The organism is Streptomyces maremycinicus (assembly GCF_001184025.1).
In the GTDB taxonomy this organism is placed as follows: domain Bacteria; phylum Actinomycetota; class Actinomycetes; order Streptomycetales; family Streptomycetaceae; genus Streptomyces; species Streptomyces maremycinicus.
In genome coordinates, this window is sequence record NZ_BBYG01000031.1 from 1 (window position 1) to 22,591 (window position 22,591).

Sequence of the window (22,591 nt, forward strand, 5' to 3'; positions counted from 1 at the left end):
CCCGCGGAGCGGGATATGCCCCGGCAAGCCGGGGCATATTGGAATTCGCTTCGCGAATTCATGAAATCCGCAAGCGGATTTCCGTAAAAGCGCTGCGCGCTTTTAACTAATTCCCGCAAGCGGGAATTGCTGCGTTCCGCTTCGCTCCACGCGGAAAAGAATACAGTTCCCGCAAGCGGGAACTGTGGGCGTCCGCTGCGCTCCCGCCCTACCGGCTTCGCCGGGCAGCAAGGGATGAGGGTGCATCAGGTTGTGAGCTGTGTAAGGTCTGGCATCCTGACTCACTGCCCCGGAGCTGGCCATAGATCTGACGTAACGTCAATTTCTACCGCGTTAGCCGGGCTCTGCTGCGCTCCGCCCCGAAAGATCCGTCGTCTTTGCAGTCTATGAAGTCACCCAGCTCCAGATCCTCGGCCAACGGTGGGGAGGTGAACTGACGACGGGTCATCGGTTCCGTTCGAAGGATAGTTTGTGGGATGCTGCATCACAGTATCCCACTGTGTAGAGTTTGGAGACGCTGCGCCATGGCTCCCTAGCTGATTCTCAGCTATCCATCACGCAGTGAACTCCTCGCAAGAGGAGGCAGCCGATCGTAGGGCGGGAGAAGATCGTGGATCGAGATTTCATGATGATGGCGATCAATGAAGTCGAGAGATGGACGCCTGTGCATCAGGCTGTGGAGATGAGCGAGTGGGAGACGCTCACCGCGCTGCTGGATGCTGGGGCTGACCCGAACGAGATGTGTTTCGGTTTTACGCTTCTCACTCATGCCATAGAGCTTGAAGGAGACAGCCACCTTCAGTCGGGTCATCCGCTGAACACGACTGCTACAGCAATCCTGTTGGCCTACGGCGCTGATCCGCGGCTGCGCACAGCAGCCGGCGAGACTCCTTTGCAGGTCGCGCACCGCTACGACCATGAGCCGGCGCGGCGCCTGCTGGAGCGGTTCCTGTCGTCCGGCGCGGGGCTGGAGGCTGAGGGGGAAGGGGGGCGGTCGTGAAACTGCGTGCCCATCAGGTCGAGGCTGTGGATGCCATCGTGCGGGGCTTGGATGCTCCCCGGGGTGGGATTCCCGCGGATGGTGTGCGGGGGCAGGTTCATGCCGCGTGCGGGACCGGGAAGACCCTCATGGCTGCCGCCGCGGTGCGGCGGATCGTGCCGCGCGGGCGGGTGCTGGTGCTGGTGCCGACGCTGGACCTTCTCTCGCAGACGGTGCAGGCGTGGCATGACGCCGGGCATCGGGGGCCGGCGGTTGCGGTGTGTTCGCTCCAGGACGATCCGGAGCTGTGGAATCTGAAGGTGCGCTCCACGACGAACCCGGTGCAGTTGGCGCTGTGGCACGGCCAGGGGCCGGTCACCATGTACGCGACGTACGCCAGCTTGGGTGTCCTGGCGGAGGCTTTCGAGGGCGTCTACGGCCAGAAGCTTGATCCCGTAGACCTCGCGGTGGTTGATGAGGCTCACAGGACTTCCGGCTCGATGGGTAAGGCATGGGCCGACGTACACAACCAGACTGTGATCCCTGCCTACCGTCGGCTGTACCTGACCGCTACACCGCGGATCTGGGAAGAGCGGCTCAACCGTGAGGTCGCCGAGGGAGTACGTGACCCGCTGCCGCGGGAGATGGCGGCTTCCATGGACGACGAGGCCGTGTTCGGGCCCGTCCTGTACAAGCTCAGCTTGGCATCTGCCGTCTCCCGGGGCCTGCTGGCCCGGTATCAGATCATCGTTCTCGAGCTCCAGGACCCCCTCGTCACGCCGGAGCGGCTGATGGGTGAGGAGCGGCGCAGCGAGGAGGTGCGGGGGCAGCGGCTCGGGGCGCTTCAGGCGGCGCTGCTGCACGCGATGGCGCAGCATGATCTGTCGACATGCATCACCTTCCACCACCGGACGATAGAGGCGCAGGCGTACGCGGAGGGCCTCGAAGGCGTTGCGGCCAAGCTGCATGCGGACCAGCCGGGAACGTACCCGCCGAGGGTCTGGGCGGACTGGCTGTGTGGCGAGCACGTTCCTGAGCGTCGGCGGGATGTTCTTGGTTCCTTCGGGTCCACCGCGCAGCGGGCCGTGCTGTCCAACTGTCGTGTCCTGGGCGAGGGGGTCGACATCAGAAGCGTGGACAGCGTTGCCCTGCTGGACCCGAAGGGCGCCCCGCACGACATCGTCCAGGCAATCGGCCGGGCACTCCGCCAAAAGCCTGGGGAAGGCAAACTCGCCTCTTTGATCGTGCCGGTGTTTCTTCAGCCCGGAGAAACACCGGAAGACATGTTCACTTCGGGGTCGTATCGGCCGCTTGTAAAGGTTTTGGCTGGGCTACGGGCTCATGACGAAGAGGCCGTCGAGTTGCTGGCCATTCCTCAGGAGCCGCAGAAAGATGTTGCGCAGCCTTCCGTGGATATTGGTGTGGCCCCGGAGGAGGGTGAGGAGGAATCACGGCTGCTGCTCCGTTTTGCTGCCCCCAGGGATCCCGTGATGGTCGCGGACTGGGTTAGCTTCAACGTGATCGACACCGAACGCCAGGACTGGGCCCGCGGCTGGGCGAAACTGAAGGCGTACGTCGAGCGGGTCGGGAACGCCCGAGTGCCCTACGGTCACAAGGAGCCGCCCGGCCCCTATCCCCTTGGGGCATGGGTCGCAGAGCAACGAAGGGCTTACGGGGCGGGGCAGATGACCGGTCTGCGTGCCCAGCGGCTGGAGAAGCTCGGCATGGTGTGGAGCCTCGCGGATGAGCGGTTCCAGGAGAACCTCGAAGCTGCCAGGGCTTACTACGAGCAGCACTGGACGCTGTGTGCGCCCCGGCCTGCGACGATGCTGGACCGGCCGGTGGGGCAATGGCTTTCGAATCTGCGGCGGCCGGGTGCCCTCGACGGACATCCCGAGTGGAAGACAGCGTTGGAAGCCGTGGACGAGGACTGGAACCCGGCATGGCCGGCGGAGTGGCAGCGGCACTACGCCGCGCTGCGTGAGCTCGTGCGCGACGAAGAGGGGCAGGCCGACGTCTTCCCCGGCCTCACCGTGCACGGAATGGACATCGGGAAGTGGCTGGCCCGGCAACGGAAGCCGGAGGTCTGGGAGGCTTTGTCGGACGGGCAGTGCGAACGCCTGGAACAGCTCGGCATCACACCGCCCGCCCCGCAGCCGGAGACACCCTCCGCGAAGCCGTCCACGGCGCCCGTGAGCGCCTTCGAGCGCGGCGTTGCGGGCCTGGCGCAGTACAAGGCCCGGGAAGGGCACCTGACGGTGCCTAGGGGGCACGTAGAACGGCTGGAGGACGGCACCGAGGTCCGGCTTGGTGTGTTTCTCAGCAATACCAAGAGCAGGCGTGCCAAGCTCACCGGCGACAAACTCGCCGCGCTCGCCGCGCTGGGATTGGACTGGACGCGCCAAGGTTGCTGAGTGGGGGAAGTTTCTGGTTAAAGGTGCGGGGTTATGGCATCGGAGGAAGAGCTGTCCGCCGCACCTGATATCCGTGGCGGCTGAAGCGGGAACAGCACCTGCCACGATGGCCAGAGCAGCAGGCGGCGGCGACACTACGCGCAAACAGTTGGTGGAGCTGCGCTGCGCGGTGTACACAGCGGCCCCGACAAGGTGGCCCGCATTCTGCGGAGCACCTCAGTCAGAGTGCCGAGCTGATCGACCGGGCCGTGCTGCACCCCGCCGCCGCAGGCGTCGGCTCCGGGGTGGCGCTTGAGGAGGTGGCCCAGTGCTCCCGTCTTGGCCGCGGTGTTTGCCCTGGGTAAGGGCGAGGACTGACACCACGGCCTGCAAGGGGAACGTGAAAGTGCGGGACTCTGCACTGACGCCGGTGCCCGGTCGCGGCATCCTGGGGCCGCGCGCGGCCCAACGTCTGGGTGGTTGCACCGATGTTGCGGTTACCGGCCGGTTCTCCTGCGCGGCAGGTCAGGCATGGCGTTGTGTGGAGTGCGTGATCATCGACAGCGGCCAGGAGGCCGCATCGTCCGTGGTGCTCGGGGGCGGGTGCCGCATCGTCGAGCGGCACAGTACGGGTGGTGCTGTGCGACGCGAAGATGGTGCGGCTGTAGATGCCGGTCTGATCGATGTGCGTTTTCGAGACCCTTGGGGGTGCTCGCGTCAGGTCCCGTGGCTTGAGGCTGCGCAGGACGTCGTCTTCGAGGAGAGTCCTGCGGTACGCCCTTTCCCGGTCCGGCCCGGGCGGCGTGTGGCTCCGGGCTGGTGGTGGTCGTCGACGACCGGGCGGCTGGTGGCGTACGGGTCCGGTGTCATGCGGACCGCGCTCATGCTGCTGGACCGGGATCCGGCGGTGGTGGCGCTGGCCTGCCGGCCGGTGGAACTGGTGTGGCCTGAAGAAGGAGGCAGGGTCGTCGGTCATGCACCGCAGCTGATGGCCAGGCTTCAGGACGGCGGGGGCCTGTTGCTCGACTGTGCCGGACGCAGCGGGCCCTCTGTCCGGCTGGCGGCGCGGGCACGGGTTGTGGCGGCTGCCGCCGAGGCAGCGGGCTGGTCCTACCGGCTCGCGGAGCCGCCGGATCCGGTGCTGGTGGCCAATGTGCGGTGGCTGGCCGGTTACCGGCATCCCCGGTGCGCCGTGGGGCCGTGGATGCCCGCTCTGGTGGCGGCGTTCGGCAGTCCGCGGGCGGCGGTGGACGTGGTGCGGGAGTTGGGTGACCCGATCGCCGTGTGGCCTGCGCTTTTTCACGCGTTGTGGAGGGGTGTGCTGCGGGTGCGGCTGGACGAGCCGCTGCATGAGCGCGCCGTCGTCTGGGTCGCCCGGCAGGAGGACGAGGCGGCGTGACGCAGGCGGTTGTCGAGGTCGGGGCGCGGGTTCGCTTCGACGGGCGGATGTGGACGGTGGTCGTGCTGGAAGGAGCCCGGGTCACGCTGGTGAGTGGTGAGGGGGCCTCGGCGGTCGTGTTGCTGCCCTACCTGTGCGCCGACCCGTCGTTCGCAGTGGAAGGCGGGCGCGCGCCGGGAAAGGTGGCGCCGTTCGGGCTGTGGGAGTCGTTGCCGGCGGAGGTGCGGGAGCGGGCGCTGGCGTGGCAGCGGCATGTGCGGGAGGTGGAGACGGGCTTCCCGGATGCGGTCGGGCGGGGTTGTCCGCGTGAGCAGTTCGATCCGGCGACGCGGAGTCTGGCGCAGCGGGAGGGGGCGAAGGCCGAGGAGTTGACGGCGGCGGGCTGGGCGGCGGGTGCGGCGACGGTGCGCCGGATGCGGGCGCGCTACCGCCGCGAGGGCTTGTGGGGGTTGGTGGACGGGCGGGTGGTGAGGGAGCGGTCGGCGGTGGGGCGGGCCGATGAGCGGGTGGTCGCGGCGATCAGGCGGGTGCTGGAGGGGCAGCGGGAGCGGTCGACGGGCACGCTGGTGCGGCTGCGCCGTCAGGTGGGGTGGCTGTTGGAGGAGGAGTACGGGGTGGGGGTGGTGGCACTACCGCCGGTGTCGACGTTCAACCGGCTGGTGCACGCGGTGGCCGACGGGCAGGGGCTCTTGGGGACTGCGGCGCAGCGGCGGTGGCATGCGTCGCGGCCGGCGCCTCCGTTCACGCCGACGGTGGCGCTGCGGCCTGGGGAGGTGGTGATGCTGGACAGCACGCCGCTGGATGTGATGGCGGTGCTGGATGACGGTGTGAGCGGCCGTGTTGAGCTGAGCATCGCGCTGGACGTGGCGACGCGCAGTATCTGCGCGGCGGTGCTGCGTCCGGTGGGCACGCGGTCGGTGGACGCGGCGATACTGCTGGCGCAGATGGTGGTGCCGGCGGCGATGCGGCCGGGCTGGGACGCGGCGCTGTCGATGCGGCGGTCGGTCATCCCGTATGAGCGGCTGGTGGCGTTGGACGCGCGGCTCGAGCAGGCTGCCGCCCGGCCGGTGATCATGCCGGAGACGGTGGTGGTGGACCAGGGCCGGGTGTATGTGTCGGCGTCGTTCGTCTCGGCGTGCGAGAGCCTGGGGATCTCGGTGCAGCCGGTGCCGCCGGCGAACGGCCCGGCGAAGGGAAACGTGGAACGGACCTTCCGTGCGATCGCGGACGGGTTCAGCCAGTACCTGCCGGGCCACACCGGTTCGGACGTCTCTCAGCGGGGCGCGGCTGCGGAGCAGGATGCGTGCTGGAGTCTGGCGCAGCTTCAGGAGCTGCTGGACGAGTGGGTTATCTGCGGGTGGCAGGAGCGCCGGCACGAGGCGTTGCGGCACCCGATGATGCCGCAGGTGGCTCTGTCGCCGAATGAGATGTGGGCAGCTTTGGTGGCGGTGACGGGGTATGTGCCGGTGCCGTTGTCCGCGGACGACTACGTCGAGTTGCTGCCTCTTCGGTGGCAGGCGGTCAACGACTACGGCATCCGTTTCGGCTACCGCACCTACGACCATCCCGGCCTGAACCCGCACCGGCGGCGCCGTTCGGCGCGGGCGGACAAGAACGGACGGTGGGAGGTCCACCACAACCCCTATGACCCGAACCGGGTGTGGGTACGCCTGCCCGAGGGATGGCTGGAAGTGCCGTGGGTCCACGCGGCGGCGATCAGGCGCCCGTTCACCGCGTTCACCTTCGACCATGTCCGGCGCACCGTCCAGCGCCGGCATGGCCGTGAAGAGCACGAGGCGGCGATCGCCCGGGCGCTGGATGCCCTGCTGCGCCGTGCGAGCCAGGGGCTGGGCAGCAGACGAGAGCGGACGGTAGCCGCCCGTGCCCGGGCTGCTGCGCAGATGACCGATCCCTCCCCCGCCGCCATCCCGCAGCAGTGGCCTGCGCCTCTGGCGCCGGGGGCTTCGTTCGGGCTGCCCGGTTCCTTCACCGTCCCGCTTCAGGATCCCGGAGGCTGGGACGCCGACGACGGCCTGGACGACCTCGAGGACGACCCGGACGGAGAGGACTACCCTCTTGCCGGCCTCGCCGACGGCCAGGACGCCGTGGCAGGCCACGTGGATGAGGCCGAAGCATCATCCGGGCCGACGGCCGAATCGGCCCGGGCCCAGGCCGCTGAGCAGACGCTGGATGCCGCCGGGGCGGGCGGCATGCGCATCTACGACCCGTACCAGGAGGCCCAGGCATGGTGACGACGGCGCAGCCCGCCACCGCGCAGCACAGCGTTTTCAGTCCGCTGACCACGTGGGACGGATGGCAGCAGTTCGTCGACACAGCACCCGCCCCGGCGCTGGACGCCCACGACCGGGAGTGGACGCTGGAGCAGCGGGAGGACTACCACGCGCGGTTCGTGGTGCTGAAGACCCCGGCGATGGACGCCATCTCCACGGCAGTGCGCCGTCTGCTGCTGCTCAACCGCGGCCAGCAGGGCGGAGCCCGGCGCGGCCTGATCATCTCCGGGCCGGCGACCACCGGGAAGACGACCGCGATGCAGCAGCTCGGGCGCACCGTCGAACTCGCCGACCGGCGCCGCCATCCAGGGCAGGACGGGCGTCTGCCGGTCCTGTTCATCACGGTGCCGCCGTCCTCCACCCCGAAGATGCTCATCAGTGAGTTCGCCCGCTTCCTCGGCCTGCCGACGCTGGAGCGGATGAATCAGATCCAGATCACCAACGCCGTGTGCGGGCTGCTGTGCGAGATGGGCACCCAGCTGGTCCTGGTCGACGACGTGCACCTGATGGACACCCGCAGCCGCGCCGGTGCCGAGACCTCCGACCAGCTGAAGTACCTCGGCGAGCGGATTCCCGCGACCTTCGTCTACTCCGGCATCGACGTCGAATCCTCGCCGCTGCTGACCGGGGTACGCGGCTCCCAGCTCGCCGGCCGCTTCAAAATCGTGCGCAACCAGCCGCTGCGCTACGGCAGCGGCGCCGACAAACAGATCTGGCACGACCTCCTGCACGGCATGGACAGCGCCCTGCGACTGCGCCACCACCGGCCCGGCACCCTGCTCACACACGCCGCCTACCTCCACGCCCGCACCGGCGGCCGCATGGGCAGCCTCTCCCACCTCATCCGCGAAGCCGCCCTGGTGTCACTGCTGGACGGCACCGAGAAGATCACCAAGAAACTGCTCGAGCAGATCGAACTCGACACCGCCGCCGAACAGCGGGCCCGGGCACCACACCGCCACCGGGCACCTGCCCCGCGCCACGGCTGACCTGCGGCCCCCGCCCCGGCAGCGGAACCCGCCCACGTCACAGCCCGGCTGATCGTCCGGGCTCGACCGAGATCGGTCTCTCCTCACATGCACCACTCCCCCGCGACACAGCCGCAATCTCAGCCGCGGCCGCCGCGCACAGGAGCAGCGCGGCCGGGGCCGATCCGGCTCGCGCCGCTGCGAGGCGAGACGAACCTGTCGTACCTGGACCGGCTGGCCGACCGCTACCGGCTCGGCGTCAGAGACCTCGTCCCGGCACTCCTCCAGCTCGGCGGAGGCCTGTTCAAGGGCTACCGCACGGACGGCGAGGTGTATCTCAACGCCGCAGGGCGGGCCCGTATCTCCGCGTTCTGCCGGGTGCCCGAGGAAAGCCTGCAGCAGGCTCTGCCCGCCTGGGCCGCCCACGAATCCGTCTCGTCGCAGGGGGCGGGTGTGGCCGGGCGGTTCCGCTTCGGGGTGGTGGTGCCGGCCGCGGGGGAAGGCTGCCGGCTGTGCACGGCCGCGCGCACCGGACGGGCCAAGCCCGCCCGGGTGTACCTGAAACCGCACACCCGTATCTGCCCGCGCCACCGGCGCTGGATGCTCGGAACCCACTGGGTCGACGGCGCGCCGGCCGGCACCGAGCAGATCGATCTGGCGGAGCTGCCGGAGTTGCTCGCGGCGCACCGTCGGCACCTGGAACTGCTGCGCCGCACTCCGGACGCTGCCCGCGCGTTCGAGGTCGCCCATGCAGTGGTCGTCTCCTGGTGGGCGCAGCAGTGGCCCGAGGAGGAGCAGTGGCCCCGCCGGGAACGCCAGACCGCTCTGCCGGGGGCTGATCCGGGCTGGTGGCGGCTGCTGGTGCGGGACGCGGTCATCTACCCCGAGACGGTCGCCCTCGCCTCGGTCCTCACCCGCGAACCCACCCGACGGCAGCTGCTCGCCGACACCGGCCGCCATCTGCCGCACACACTCGCTCATACTCCTGCTCTGGTCGCCCAGTTGGCACGGGCCACGAAGCGGCCGTGGCTGGGCGAACGAATCGCCTCCACCTCGGCCGGCCCGCTGCTGCTGTGGGCGCAGCACTGCGTGCGGGCCCACACTGACGCGGCCGCCGCTAACCGTCTGTGGACGCTGCACATGGCACACCGGCCCCGGCCCATCGCCCGCGAGCTCACCGCCTACCGCAACGCCGCCGACAAGAGCCAGGAGGCGGCGCAAGGCACACCGCGGCGCCTAGGACTTCGCAACACCTCCGACCAGGCCTTCACCAACGGCCTGGCCCACGCCCGGGCCTACGCCGCCGTCCACGGCCACCTCGCCGCCCCTATCCACAGCCGGTTCAACGGTTTTGCGCTGGGCATGTGGCTGAAGAATCAACGGAGATTCGCTGCGATGCCTCCCGAACACGTCGCGGAACTCGAGGCGCTGGATCCGTGGTGGCGGCCGCCGTGGACGGTGATGTGGCAGCGCTTCTACTACGAAGCCCGCGACCACGGCCGTGCCCGGGGAGGTCTGCGGCCCGAACGCGGTTTCCCCACCACCGGCTTCGGCCTGGGCGAATGGCTGTACAACCAGTGCACCGGTTACGACGACCTGCATCCCGGCCAACAGCGCCTCCTGGCCGGCATCGGCCTCACCCGTGAAGCCGTACAGGCGGCCCGGCCCCGCCGCAAGAACCTGGCCACCCACTTCCAGCGTGCCCTCGTCTGCGCCCGCGCTTTCGCAGACGTTCACGGCAATCTGGTGGCTGCGACCACCGATACCGTCCAGGACGGGCTGAAGCTGGGGCAGTGGCTGTCTGGCCAGCGCCACAAGGACCGCGCCTACCAACAGCGCCACTCAGTTCCCTCGCCCCGGGCGCAGGCCCTGTCCGCGATCGACCCCTGGTGGAATCCGCCCTGGACCCTGGAATGGCAACGCTCCTGGCACCAGGCACACCGCCACGTCCAAGCAGGCCACGTTCTGGAGGCCGCAGCCGGATTCCCTGATACCAGCAGCACGCTCGCCGCCTGGCTGACCACCCAGTGCGCCCAGTACGACACCCTCCAACCCGACCAGCAGGACCTCCTCGCCCGCATCGGAATTACCGCGGACCGGGCCCGCGGCACCACCGCCCGGCCCGCCGAAAACGAGGCAGACTTCGCCACCGCCCTGGGCTACGCACGCTCCTACCATGCGACCCACGGCACCCTCGCCGCCGCGACCGGCACCGTCCACGACGGCTTCCAGCTCGGACGATGGCTGCGCCGGCAACGCCAGCACGCCCGCGACCACGCCCACCGCGGCACGCCACCATCCGCCCAGACCAAAGCCCTGACCGCAGTCGATCCTGGGTGGTGCCCGCCCTGGAGCCTGGCCTGGCAGCGCTCCTGGCAGCACATCCACGATCAGATCAAAGCTGGCCACCAGCTCGACACCGACCACCACTTCCGCAGCTTCGCCCCCGCCCAGCGCACCTGGCTACGCGCACAACGCAACCACTACGAACAGCTGCACCCCGACCAGCAGCGCCTCCTCGCCAGCATCGGCCTCACCCCCGAAGCCGCCCGCACCCGACCCCTCAACCCCTACGCCGAAACCGCGCTCGCGCGCGCCCGCGCCTATGCCGCGGCCCACCACACCCTGGCCGTGGCCTACTCCACCGTCCACGACGGCTTCCCCCTCGGCCGCTGGCTCAACGACCAACGCCAACAAGCCCGACGCGAGACCACCCCCAGCGCCCGCCACCACGCCCTCACCACGATCGACCCATGGTGGAACCCGCCCTGGGAGCTGGCCTGGCAACGCGCCTACACACGCGCCCGCATCACACAAACCCGCCCCGTCGGTGTCCCGGCCGACGTACAAACCTGGATCAGAGCACAACACGTCACCTGGACCCGGCTACGCCCCCAACAGCAACAACTCCTGACCGACATGGGAATCGCGCCCGGGACCGCGGACGCCACCGATCAGCGACGCAGAACCCGCCGGGTCTACCCGCCCAGTCCCGGACTCACCCACGCACGCGCATACGCCCAGGCCCACGGCCACCTCTCCCCCAGCGCGGACACCCACCACGACGGCTTCCCCCTCGGCCGCTGGCTCGTACAGACACGCCGCAAAGCCCAACAAGGCCACCTCTCCCCCACCACCACCCGAGTCCTTGAGAACCTCGACCCCTGGTGGAACCCGCCCTGGCCCAGTATCTGGCAACGCACCTACCAGCAAGCGAAGTTGCACCACCACACCGGCCAGCCCTACTCCTCCGCGCTCCAGCGATGGACCGAGCGGCAACGCACCCACTGGAACACCCTCCACCCCACCCAGCAGAAGCTTCTCTCCGCGGTGGGCATCCACCCCGTATAGAACCGACAACACCACCACTGTCAGACCCATACGGAACAATCCCGCCATGGGCGAATCCCTCGCGACACAGTTCCTGAGCGCGGACCTCGAGACGGCCTGCCCCGCCTGCGGCTACCTGATGTGGGTCCGGTACTCAGAGGTCGTAGCCCAGACCGCCGTGACCTGCCCCTGCTGCTACACCCACGTCTGGCTCGTCGACGAGACCGGCAGCGCGCAGAACGCAGGCGACATCGTCCAGCAGCAGATCGCACAAGCTCTGAAAGGGCTCTTCGGGTGAAGTACCAGCAGCGCCTACAGGTCGCCGTACGCGAACGCCTGCGCAAACTCATGACCGCGCCCTACTCCAGCGCCGGGCACGAAATCCACCTCGCCGTCACCTGGATCAACAGCCAACCCGCCCTCAAATGCCTCCTCGAAGAGGCGTCCCGGGCAGAGCCAGGCGTCGACCGGGAGCGGTTCCGCACCGGGCTGACCCGCAGCGGCCGGTTCATCTGGCCCAGCCGAACCGAGCAAGGACGAGCCACCCTCGTCTGGGAACTGATGCAGGACATCGCTTCCAAGGAAGCGAGCAATCCCGATGTCGGGCTGCGGACCGCAATCGGTTACAGCTTGCAAAAACGCCATCAGGACAGCTGGCGAGAGTTCGCCGAGGACATCCTGCAGCCCCTGTTCGACTTCCTCAGCGAACGCGTCGGTGCCGAGAGCAGCATCCTGCACACCCTCGAGCGCTACCGGACCCGCATCGAGTGGTTCGACCGCGAGGAGCTGTACGCGCGCTTCACCGCCAACACCACCAACGGCGAAGAGGTCTACAACCTCGACCTACAGCGTTTCCTCTTCCTCGAGGGCGACCACATCACCCAAGCCAAGCCCCGCTCAGCCTCCGGCGAAGCCGACCTCATCGGCGACCTCGACGGCCGCGAGCCCCTCGTCTGCGACGGCAAGATCTTCGACGGAAGCAGCCGCGGCAAGGGCTACCTCGCCAAAGGGCTGCACCAGGTCGTCAAATACGCCCACGACTACGGCCAGCACACCGCCTACCTCGTCATCTACAACATCAGCGACAGGCTCCTCGAACTGCCCACCGACGGCACCCCCGGCGCCTGGCCCCCCTACACCGAACTTGCCGGCGTCCGCGTCTACTTCATCCACGTCCGCGTCGCGCCGCCCACCACCACCGCCAGCAAAGCCGGCAAAGCCACCCGCGTCACCCTCACCCACGCCGAACTCACCAACCCCGACACCACCTGACACCGCCCGCCAAGTAGCAGCCCACTCGAACTGCACAACACCCGGCCAGCCTGCACAGACGACATACACGCAGATCAGGCAGACACCACCCCGCCCAGCCCCACACTCCGAACACCCCCAGGCATCGCGAACAACACCCAGAAGAACTGCAAACCCCCAGCTCACAGCCACAGCAACCACTCAAAAAAACTGGGCGCCGACACGCGCGAGGCGACTCGAGCAGTTGGGCATGGTCTGGTCCCTGGCCGATGAGCGATTCCAGGAGAACCTCGAAGCCGCGAGGGCGTACTACGCGGACCACTGGACCCTCTGTGCTCCGAGGTCCGCCGTGGCCCTGGACAGGCCATTGGGTCAGTGGCTGAGCAACCTGCGCCGCGCCGGTGCGCTGGAAGGTCACCCGGAGTGGGAGACGGCGCTCAGGAAGATCGACGAGGACTGGAATCCGGCGTGGCCGGCGGACTGGCAGCGCCACTACGCCGCGCTGCGAGAGCTGGTGCGCGACGAAGAGGGGCGGGCTGACGTGGCGCCGGGTGTCACCGTCCACGGCATGGACATCGGGAAATGGTTGGCCCGGCAGCGTGAGCCCCAGGTCTGGCAGGCCCTTCACAACGGGCAGCGCAAGCGCCTGGAAGCCACCGGTGTCGTACCCCTGCCGCCAGAGCGGGAAGCACCCACCAAGGCCCCAAGGGCAGCCTCTGGAGCCTTCGAGCGGGGCATCGCGGCCCTGGCCCAGTACAAGGCACGCACGGGCTCTGTGAAGGTCCCCAGGGCCCACGTAGAGGCGTTGCCGGACGGGACGGAGGTCAAGCTCGGGGTGTTCCTCAGCAACAGCAAGAGCCGCCGGACCAAGCTGACCGCCGACAAGCTCGCGGCGCTGGCTGGCCTCGGACTGGAGTGGGCGTGACGCTGGCCGCGGCCGGTCGTTGAGCCTGGCGGTCAAGAGAAGTGCACTGTGAAGCCCCGGGTCGTGATCATCCGGGGTTTCGTGCTGTCGGCAGGTCCAGGTCAGTGACCGCGTGGAGGGCCCGTCGTGTGGCGGGTCCTCCACGGGTGTGCGTTGGCCACGTGGCGGTCCGTGAGTCCCGCGACGTACATGCCGTCGGGTAGCTGCACGTCGGTGAGCTCGGACCCTTCGGGGTCGCGCCCACATCGCGCCTGACGATGGTGCCCGGGCGTCGGGGTGGCGTGCAGGGCGGCCAGCGGCAGGGGATAGCGGCTCGCATGCGGAGCAGACGGTGGAACGTCCTGGACGCCGCGGCCGGAAGCCCATGCGGCTTCCCGCAATGGGACGAAGGCGCCCTTGAGGGCGAGGATGCGCGCATCTTGTCCGTCGGCCAGCTGTCCGTCATCCTCCTCGCGAATCGCGCCCTCAGGAACCTGGCGGGTGTGCACGAAGAACAGGCGGGAGGGGATGTCCTCGTACGGGGTAGGCGAGCGGGACGACACGGGGCGATCCGGCGCGCTGCTTGAGGGAGGGCCAACGTATGCAATTCGACGACGATGCTGCTCTGGACACGTCCGAGGTCACGGACGGGCGGGGAGGTGCGCTGGGCGGGATCCCGGGCGGCGGGAAGACCATCGGCGGAGGACTGGTCGGGCTCGTGGTGCTGGTCGCGTCCGTGTTCTTCGGTGTCGACCCCGGCATGTTCGGCTCGGGCAGCAGCGACACGTCCTCGTCCCGCACATCAGCCGCGGACCTCGCGGCGGACTGCCGGACCGGTGCCGACGCCAACCACAAGGAGGAGTGCCGGATCGTCGCCGTGGTCAACAGCGTGCAGGCATTCTGGAAACAGACGGAGACAGCCGCCGGCAATCCCTACCAGCAGGCCCCGACGTTCCTGTTCACCGGCAGTGTGAACACCGGCTGCGGGAACGCGACTTCCGACGTCGGCCCCTTCTACTGCTCAGCCGATGACAAGGTCTATCTCGACCTCGGCTTCTTCAACGACCTGAGCAGCGAGTTCGGCGCCAAGGGCGGCCCGTTCGCCGAGGCCTACGTGATCGCGCACGAATACGGCCACCACTTCCAGGACCTCAGCGGAACGATCTCCCGCGGCAGCGGTAAGGGCCAGAACAGCGGCTCGGTGAAACTCGAGTTGCAGGCGGACTGCTACGCCGGGGTGTGGGCCCACCACGCCACCACCACCCCCGACCCCAAGAGCGGTAAGCCACTGATCACCGACTTGACCAGGGACGACATCGATCGCGGGCTGGACGCGGCCGCCGCCGTCGGAGACGACCGTATTCAGCAGCGCTACCAGGGCAAGGTCACACCCGACGCCTGGACTCACGGCTCCGCGAGCCAGCGCCAGCAATGGTTCTCCACCGGCTACCGCTCCGGCCGCGTCGCCAGCTGCAACACGTTCAGCTGACCACGACAACCGCGGCACGACGCCCGGCCGTGGGCCGCCGCTGATGGGCAGATCGCGTCTTGTGCCGCGCCGCGGTCGGTGGTCGGCGGCCGATGCCCGATGTCCGTGACTCGGGTTCGGTGGAGGAGATCCGGGGCCGTTGGGGCAGCAGCACTGTATGCAGACTCAACCGCTTTTCACGCTGGCAGCGACCACTCTCGATGCACCAGACGCCCGCGAGTTGGCGCAGTTCTACCAGGACCTGCTCGGGTGGCCGATACGGAAGGAGGAACCCGGCTGGGTTGAGATCGCTCCGCCCGACCGCAGGGCCGGCCTCTCGTTCCAGACAGAGCCGCTCTTCACCCGCCCGCGGTGGCCGTCCACACGGTTCGAGCAGCAGATGATGATGCATCTGGACATCGAAGTGAACGATCTGTCATCAGCTGTCGAGCATGCTCTTGCCCTGGGGGCGACGATGACGGACTTCCAGCCTCAGGATGATGTACGCGTCCTGTGCGACCCGGCGGGCCACCCGTTCTGCCTCTTCGTGCGCACCGGCCCGGGTGCCTGACAGCCTGTATTCGGGCCGGCGGCCGCACAATTCCACGAGTGGGGCCGGCTACGCCGGAACTTCTCCCGGTACAGCGCGAGGTCGTCGACGCCACCGATGTGTGAGCGCTGGCAGCCATGCCCTCATGACGACGGGACTGGAGGGGGCGGGAGCCCGGGGAAACCGAGAGCCCGAGCTGGTGGTAGCGGACCCCGCGTCGCGCATCGGCGTCCCTGCCTGCTGCCACACCCTCGCGACTGCTTTCGCGACCAGCGGCATGAGGAACAGTGCTCCGGGGATGGGCATTGCGGGCTAAACCATGGGGTAAGTTTATAGATAAGCGACGTTCCTGTCGGATGAAGAAGGTGCGGTCATGGCATCTGAGGAAGAGCTGTTCGCGTCCGTCGATGCTCTGCTGAACGAGGAGCCGCATCTGCCGCCTCCGGCGGAGCGTGCCCGGCTGCGTGAGGCCGCCGGGATCACCCAGGCCCGCCTCGCCACCGCGCTGAAGACCACGACCCAGTCGGTGAAGAACTGGGAGAACGGCCGCAGCGAGCCGAAGTCGCCGCGCCTGGATGCCTACCAGCGACTGCTCAACGGATGGGCGGCGAAGTATCCCGCCCCCGGCACCCCCCCGGCAGCTCCGGCGGTCTCGATTGCCGCAACGGCGCCGGCTGAGCCGGCCGCGTCCGGGGTGGAACCGTCAAACGCCCGGCAGGCTCCCGCCGTTCCGGCCGCGGCGCCGGCGCGCCCCCCCGCCACCCGGCCGGCCGCGGCATCACGGCGGCCGGCGGCGAAGAAGGCGGCGCAGCCCGCAGCCGACCCGCGCTTCCCGCACGGCCCCCTCGCGGTCCTGGACGGTGACGGCAGCGCGTACGGCGTCGACGGGATCGTGCTCGACTGCCCCGCGACAAGCGTGGTGGAGCTGGTGGAGTGGACGCTGCACGAGTCCGGCCTCGGCGCGCCGCGTCTGCACCGCAACGGCAAGGACTCCGATCCGCTGATCGTCCTCACCGCCGCGGCCGCCGTGAAACTCGGACTCCCCGAGCGCCTGGAGGGCCACGAGCAGCGCCGTTCTCTGCGGCTGCCGGAGGATCATCCGGTGGTCAAGCAGGTGGTGAAGGCGAAGTGGCGGCTCACCCAGCGCGGATTCGGGCCGTGGGCGAGGATCTACCGCAAGGTCCAGGGGCGCGAGCGTCAGTGTGTGCAGCTGGCGGTCCTGTCCTGGGACGCCCTCGACGAGCGGGCGTGGCCCGGCGTTGCGGAGATGGAGCCGGCCGACGTCGCCCGCGTCCTGGGGGTGTACGCCCAGCGGGTCATCACCCCGCGAGGGTCGACGGCCGTGTCCGGGCTGGAGCTGATGACGGCGATGCGGCCGCCCACCCGCGCGGTGCAGGACCCGCAGACGGGTAACTGGGTGCCCGGCCACAACCCCGGCTCGCTGGGGACGGAGCCGATGGACCCGGCGCCGCCGGAGGCCACCCCCGAACATCCCGTCGTCGTGGAATCCGGCTGGAGCGGCGGGTTCCTGAACGAGGAGGCGTACCAGTGGGTGCGTGACGTCAGTCTGCTGACGGATGAGGAGTGCACGCTGCCCTTCGCGGTCGGCCTGGATCTGAACACCGCGTTCCTTGCCGCCGCGGCCCGCCTGGTCGTCGGTCTGTCCGCCCCCGACCACTTCGTGGGCCCGAAGTTCAATCCGAAGATTCCCGGTTCCTGGCTGGTGGATCTGTCGCACGTCGAGGTGGACCCGCGTCTGCCGTCGCCGTTCACGCCGGACGGTACGCGGCCGACGGGACCTGCCTGGTATCAGACGCACACCGTCGCCTACGCCCAGGAGCTCGGCTACAACGTGACGCCGATCGAGGGGTATCTGCGGCGGGAGACCGGGGCGTATCTGGACCCGTGGCACGACCGGCTGAAGACCGCCTACGTCGACACTCTCGCCGACCTCGGCGTCACCAAGGACCTGGACGACCGCCAGTTCCTCGCCGCGATGGAGCGGCACAAGGACACCGACCCCGCGATGGCGGCCGTCCTCGCCGCCATCAAGGCGACCGTCAAGGGCGGCATCGGCAAGCTCCGCGAGCGCCCGCAGGGCAAGCGCTACAAGGAGGGCGAGCGGTGGCCGGCCCTCCAGCGCCCCACCTGGCGCCCCGACATCCGCGCCGCCGTCATCTCCAAAGCCCGCGTCAACATGCACCGCAAGCTCACCAACATGGTCAAGCTGACCGGCCTGCACCCCCTCGCCGTGCTCTCCGACTGCGTCGTCTACCCCTCCCCCGGCGCCTCGCCACTGGACTTCCTGCCGTATGCCGCATCCGGCAAACCGCAGCCCGGCGCCTTCCGCCTCGGACCCACGCCGGGCCTGGCCAAGCTGGAGGGCGTCCAGTCGATGCTGTGGGCGGTCGACCTGATGGAGCAGGGCTACAACCCCGCCCGGCACATCAAGGGCGGCGATGCCGTCCTGGACGAGGGAGAATAGGCGCTGTGGGGGAGATCGACGACGCGATCGAGCGGGCCGACCGCGAGAGCTTCACCCGCCAGCCGCCCAAGACCCTCAAGGGCAAGGTCGGCTTTCTGCTCAGGCAACTGGGCAGCGCCCGCGCCGTCGCGCGCGAGATCGGGGTGACCGCCGACTCCGTCAACCGCTACCGGCGCGGCGCCCGCAAACACGCCCGCCCTGACGTGGCCGCGAAGATCGACGACGCAGTACAGGCCCGCTGGCAGCCACTGGTGCGCAAACGCCGGCAGAGGCAGGCCGCCACCACGGGTGGGGTCACGGTGGAGACGCGGGCCCGGTTCGGCTACACCGCACCGGTCGGCACCACCGACGACGGACGCTTCCGCCGCCTCACCGTCCACCTGCCCCCCGCCTACGCACAACGCCTGTTCGACGCCCGCGACGCCGGAGCCAGCGACCGTGAGATGCGCGCCATCATCGCCGAAGGCTTCAAAGACGTGTACTTCCAGGACAGCGGAGCCCGCGCCGCAGGACTCTCCGACGTCACCCTCAACGACATCGACTACCTCGACCTCGACTATTGACCCCCCACCTGCGCTGCCACCTAGGCAGGCTGGTTGTCACCGACGGTGTTGTGGGCGGTTGAGTCTGAGGTCGACAACTGTGGTCGTCCGTGTCCGGCCTCCTATTTCCGGTTCTTCTGGGTCGTCGACCTCCGCGGACTCGGAGAGGCGGCATTGCCAGTGGGCTCTGCCAGGGTGTGCGTCGTGGATGAACTGGTGGAGCATGGTCGACGATCAGGATCGTGTGCTGGGGGTGGTGGTCAGCCCCCGGCAGGCCATCCGGGAGGGATGACTGCACCGAGTCGCCGTGACGGTGTGTCGTGATGAGCGTCACCGGATCCCTCATCCACCGACGGTCGGAGCAGGTATCCCGCTTCCCCGGGCTCTACGAGGCCGAGGTCGGTGGCGCCGCAAATGTCGGCGAGTCCTACGAACAGGCTGCCGCGAGGGAGCTGGCCGAAGAGCTGGGCATTCATGCGCTGCCGCGCCTGCTGTTCACGTTCATCAACAGCAGCGGCTTGAGCCCTCACTGGCTCGGCGTGCACGAAGCCGTAGTGCCGGACGCCGTGGTCCCCGCTCCCGATGAGGTCGCCTGCATAGCTGGCTGACCGAGCCCGAGCTGCGATCGGCCCTACTCAAATGGCGCTTCACCCCCGACAGCCACGAAAACCTTCAGCCGGTATCTGACGTTCCGCCGGCCCACGGGATCCTGACCATGCCTGCCACGCTCAGACTCAGTGACGGAAAGACTGCTGAATGAGCGCCCGTGACAAGTCGGATGCCTCGTTGGTGACAACCAGGCTTGCCACGCAGGCTGCCACCAGGCGCACGGCGGGGAGGGGCGCCCGGCCGCCGGAGCCCCTCCCCGTGAAAAAGGACAAACAAAAACGCCGAGCGGCGCTCGGCGGCATGACAGAAAAGGCTGTTCCAGTTACTTCGACGTTACACCCTTTGTTCGAACCGATACGAAATACCCTGGGTTCACTACAAAATGATTCTCGACAACTACAACGGATACGTTGACCTGTACCTTTCCTTCATCAGCAGGGGAAGGAACGATAAACGGAAGAATAAAGGGGATGATTGCTGCCGCGAGGGTCAACCACGCCACTCTCTGCTGTATCCGCCCCGCACGGCCTTCCCTCTCCTCGGCGCTCCTGGAAGAGACGCGAACCTCACCTCCGACCTGTCGGAACCCTCCTTCGGCATCATCAGAAAAGACCAGGTCAGGCGCCACTTCGATGGTACGGCCAGCAGGGTCATTGCTGCCCACAGTCATCACGCTCTTCTGCTTGGCCATGCCGATAACATTCAATTTAACTCCTAATTTTGGGTATAAAAAATCCCGGGAACGAGCCTTCTGCTCGCCCGGGCAGAGCTATGCCAGGACTAGGGCGCGAGCGCGCCTTAATTTCTCCTCCGTTGCTGCTACTAGTTTAGTACATCGTCGCCAGAACGACAACATGGCGAGCCGTCGCACGGTTCGCCATCTCGTAGGTGTAACTGTGTCGCCGAGGGCAGATCAGCCCTCGCAGAACAGAATGGTACGCATTTCCTCTGTCTCGTCAAGGCCTTTACCCCCAGGGGGCCCGGAAATGCCAGGCGGCCCTATCCGACGCATCGACACTTCCTGTCGAGGAACCCGACCGATCTCAGCCGCCCCTCCTTCGGCATCTACGAGCTGCACCAGGACGTCCGCTCCGTCGAACCCGGTGACCTTCACTGTTCTCACGGCCCCCGGCCGGAGATGGTTGATCAAGGACTGCATGCGAGGGTCGGGGGTTGGCGCGGACATGGAGGTGAGCCTAGTCGGCGCCGGCCGGACTGGTTCCAACTCTCGTGACCAGGTTCCAACTAGCGTGTCACGGCTCATGAGACCTTCCGGCGCCGCACCTCGCAGGTGACAACAAGACTGCCTATGTGACAACTACCGTGCTTCGGCTCATCGGTCCCGGCCCGGATCGGCTGGCCTGACCTCACGACAACAGCCCGAAGTTGATGTAGTCGATATCGGTGAACTCGACGGTGAGCCCGCCGACTCGGCGGCTCGGCATCACATCGCTGGCCCGGCCGCGAAGCCGACCACGACGCCCGTGGGGGACTTCGAACCGGGCGTGGCGGTCCCTAACGCAGTACAAGGTGCGAACGCCGACACGGGGAACAAGAAGTGGGTCAACTACGCCTTCGAGAGCGCAGTCTCCTACGCGCTGTACCTCATCATGACCGCCTTCCAGCCCGTCACCAAGTAGGCCGGCGAGCAGAACGAGCACACCGGGCCCGCCCCGTTCCGACGGTCAACCTGGCAGGCAGCGCCGGCACGGGTGTTCTGACCCCTTGCCCCACAACGGCAGCACGTTCCAGGCCAAGTGCCAGCCTTACTTCGACAACGACTCGGACAGCGGCCCGTCGACGCACTCCCCCTGCGTCGGCGGCCGCTTCCCTGTCAGAGCTGTCGAGCTGTCAGAGCTGGAACTCGGCGGGGCTCAGCCCCAGTGCCACGCAGGCCTCCTGGAGGACCATTTGCTCCGCCTGCGAGAAGTGCCCGTCAGCGCCGGCGATGACGATGCCGGTCTGGATCACCGCGCGGGCCTCGGTCGGCTTCTTGGCGGCCTTGGCGATGTCCTGCATCACCTCGGCCTTCCCCTGCGGGAAGTTGCGGGTGAGCTGTTCCACGTGCTTGTGGAAGCGCTGACGCAGCTGCTCCGGCGGGAAGTTCTGCAGCACCTCGTTGCTAAGGATCATCGACTCCATCTGCTGCATCTCGGACGCGTCCACATGGCCGTCAGCCGCCGCGACCAGCGCGCACATCGCCATGCTCGCGTCCCGGTACGCACCGCTCTTCAGCTCGGTCTTGATCGAGCCGAGCTGGTTCTTCAGCAGGCCGACCAGCTGGGCGCGGGACCCACCGTGCGAGCCCGTCCGCGAACCATGCCCCACGGTCGTGCCGCGGCCGCCCTGCGCCTGCTGCTGCAAGCTCTTGGCCTGGTCCTTGAGCCGGTCGAACAGTGCCATTGCCGTCACCTCGGTACTCGTCTGATCGATTTCACCCCGGCAACGGCCCCGCCCCGGAAAAGGTTCCACAGCGGGCCCCGGCATAGATTGCCCTCCATGACCTCCACCGCGGCCCGTACCGCGCTGGACCACCGCCGACCTCCCGGTCCCCGACCTGGAGGACCTTTACCGGGACCTGCACCGCCACACCGAGCTCTCCAACGAGGTGAACAGCATGACCGCCCAGCCTTGAAGCGCTGCCAGGCATCGGCAGGAACGTCGTGGCGACCGACGGGCCCTACCGCTGCACAGCGGGAACGCGCATCCACTCGGGGTGGATCACCCAGTTCTCGCGCCGCACGGGCTGCCTGACTTGAGGGGCAGAGGGTGCGGGGAGGCGGTACCGGCTTGTGCCAGTAGTCGGGGAGCCATGCTCACTGCCGCCGACTGTCCCGTCCTCCTGGCCGCACTGATAGGCCCGTCCTCGTTCGCTGGCCAGGATGCACGACTTCGGTCGTGAGCAGTTCCGGTGCAGAAAATGCCGGCGCGAAAAATCATGGTCCTGCGGCTACGCAGGTACGAACCGCTACGCTCATCCCAGGGTGGATCGGGCACCGCTGTTCACGTTGTCCAGTGCCTCCCTGAGCGGCGGGGAAGCGTCCCGAGATCGACTTCACCTGCCACGGGGATGGTCACGCGTTCGCCCGCCCGCACGCTGGACACACGCAGTAGAGCAGCAGTCGGCTGCAACCCGTCAACGCACATGGCTCTCCCCTGCCTTTGTCCACAGCAGACAGTCTGAGGTCCTGCCACGAGGCCAGGATGCTCCCGGGCGCCCCGCAAGTGATGGCCGCTTTGCGTGAATCCGGGCCCGGGGAACGGCCGTAACCCCTCGGCGGGGGTTGATGACTCCCGGCCTCCGACGGGGGGGACCAGGGGTCATCTGCCATGGGCGGGACGCCGGCGTCGGCGTCCCGCCCTTCCTCCCATGTACTGCGCGCGCTCTGGCGAAGAATCGCCCGCTGGTAGTCGGCGCCTTG

The 22,591-nt window shown here is 68.3% G+C and carries 17 protein-coding genes; 15 read left to right on the forward strand and 2 right to left on the reverse strand.

The window, feature by feature from the left end; translation table 11 throughout:
* The first annotated feature begins 610 nt into the window (after positions 1–610).
* From AOQ37_RS37680 to AOQ37_RS41705, 14 genes are all read left to right on the forward strand, one after another.
* Entirely contained in the window at positions 611–1,000 is a 390-nt protein-coding gene (locus AOQ37_RS37680; RefSeq protein WP_234437148.1) for an ankyrin repeat domain-containing protein, read from the forward strand.
* The gene (locus AOQ37_RS37685; RefSeq protein WP_062651667.1) at positions 997–3,393 is read left to right on the forward strand and encodes a DEAD/DEAH box helicase; all 2,397 of its coding nucleotides are present in this window, start codon (positions 997–999) and stop codon (positions 3,391–3,393) included. The genes AOQ37_RS37680 and AOQ37_RS37685 overlap by 4 nt, the downstream gene beginning before the upstream one ends.
* Positions 3,394–3,922: 529 nt before the next feature.
* On the forward strand, positions 3,923–4,771 hold the full coding sequence (locus AOQ37_RS37690; protein WP_234437149.1) for a TnsA-like heteromeric transposase endonuclease subunit: 849 nt from the start codon (positions 3,923–3,925) through the stop codon (positions 4,769–4,771).
* Positions 4,768–7,023 (forward strand): TnsB C-terminal domain-containing protein, encoded by a 2,256-nt coding sequence (locus tag AOQ37_RS37695; RefSeq protein WP_062651671.1) that lies wholly within the window; start codon positions 4,768–4,770, stop codon positions 7,021–7,023. The genes AOQ37_RS37690 and AOQ37_RS37695 overlap by 4 nt, the downstream gene beginning before the upstream one ends.
* Entirely contained in the window at positions 7,017–8,051 is a 1,035-nt protein-coding gene (locus tag AOQ37_RS37700; protein WP_062651673.1) for a TniB family NTP-binding protein, read from the forward strand. The genes AOQ37_RS37695 and AOQ37_RS37700 overlap by 7 nt, the downstream gene beginning before the upstream one ends.
* An 87-nt stretch (positions 8,052–8,138) precedes the next feature.
* Positions 8,139–11,381 (forward strand): helicase associated domain-containing protein, encoded by a 3,243-nt coding sequence (locus AOQ37_RS41930; protein ID WP_078890582.1) that lies wholly within the window; start codon positions 8,139–8,141, stop codon positions 11,379–11,381.
* Between the two features lie 46 nt (positions 11,382–11,427).
* Positions 11,428–11,658 (forward strand): hypothetical protein, encoded by a 231-nt coding sequence (locus tag AOQ37_RS37710; RefSeq protein WP_062651675.1) that lies wholly within the window; start codon positions 11,428–11,430, stop codon positions 11,656–11,658.
* The gene (locus AOQ37_RS41695; RefSeq protein WP_062651676.1) at positions 11,655–12,632 is read left to right on the forward strand and encodes a hypothetical protein; all 978 of its coding nucleotides are present in this window, start codon (positions 11,655–11,657) and stop codon (positions 12,630–12,632) included. The genes AOQ37_RS37710 and AOQ37_RS41695 overlap by 4 nt, the downstream gene beginning before the upstream one ends.
* Positions 12,633–12,861: 229 nt before the next feature.
* Entirely contained in the window at positions 12,862–13,536 is a 675-nt protein-coding gene (locus tag AOQ37_RS41700) for a helicase associated domain-containing protein (protein ID WP_107085404.1), read from the forward strand.
* Between the two features lie 580 nt (positions 13,537–14,116).
* On the forward strand, positions 14,117–15,004 hold the full coding sequence (gene ypfJ / locus AOQ37_RS37730; protein ID WP_062651680.1) for a KPN_02809 family neutral zinc metallopeptidase: 888 nt from the start codon (positions 14,117–14,119) through the stop codon (positions 15,002–15,004).
* A gap of 139 nt (positions 15,005–15,143) precedes the next feature.
* A complete protein-coding gene (locus AOQ37_RS37735; protein ID WP_234437150.1) occupies positions 15,144–15,554 on the forward strand; it encodes a VOC family protein in 411 nt (136 codons plus the stop codon).
* 352 nt (positions 15,555–15,906) lie between these two features.
* Positions 15,907–18,018 carry a telomere-associated protein Tap gene (gene tap, locus AOQ37_RS37740; protein ID WP_062651682.1) on the forward strand — a complete coding sequence of 704 codons (2,112 nt, stop codon included), beginning with the start codon at positions 15,907–15,909 and terminating at the stop codon, positions 18,016–18,018.
* Between the two features lie 5 nt (positions 18,019–18,023).
* Positions 18,024–18,581, forward strand: a complete 558-nt coding sequence (tpg, locus tag AOQ37_RS37745; RefSeq protein ID WP_062651684.1) for a telomere-protecting terminal protein Tpg — start codon at positions 18,024–18,026, stop codon at positions 18,579–18,581.
* 302 nt (positions 18,582–18,883) lie between these two features.
* Entirely contained in the window at positions 18,884–19,168 is a 285-nt protein-coding gene (locus AOQ37_RS41705) for an NUDIX domain-containing protein (protein ID WP_234437151.1), read from the forward strand.
* A gap of 323 nt (positions 19,169–19,491) precedes the next feature.
* On the opposite strand, the gene AOQ37_RS40690 is transcribed toward AOQ37_RS41705, so the two are convergent.
* Positions 19,492–19,860 (reverse strand): hypothetical protein, encoded by a 369-nt coding sequence (locus tag AOQ37_RS40690; RefSeq protein ID WP_159401443.1) that lies wholly within the window; start codon positions 19,858–19,860, stop codon positions 19,492–19,494.
* Between the two features lie 793 nt (positions 19,861–20,653).
* Here AOQ37_RS40690 and AOQ37_RS40695 point away from each other — a divergent pair.
* Positions 20,654–20,809: a hypothetical protein gene (locus AOQ37_RS40695; protein ID WP_159401444.1), complete on the forward strand. Its 156-nt coding sequence runs from the start codon at positions 20,654–20,656 to the stop codon at positions 20,807–20,809.
* Positions 20,810–21,020: 211 nt separating this feature from the next.
* Here the strand turns inward: AOQ37_RS40695 and AOQ37_RS37755 are convergent, their stop codons facing one another.
* Positions 21,021–21,572, reverse strand: coding sequence for a tellurite resistance TerB family protein (locus AOQ37_RS37755; protein ID WP_062651686.1), 552 nt, complete (start codon positions 21,570–21,572; stop codon positions 21,021–21,023).
* Positions 21,573–22,591: the final 1,019 nt, after the last annotated feature.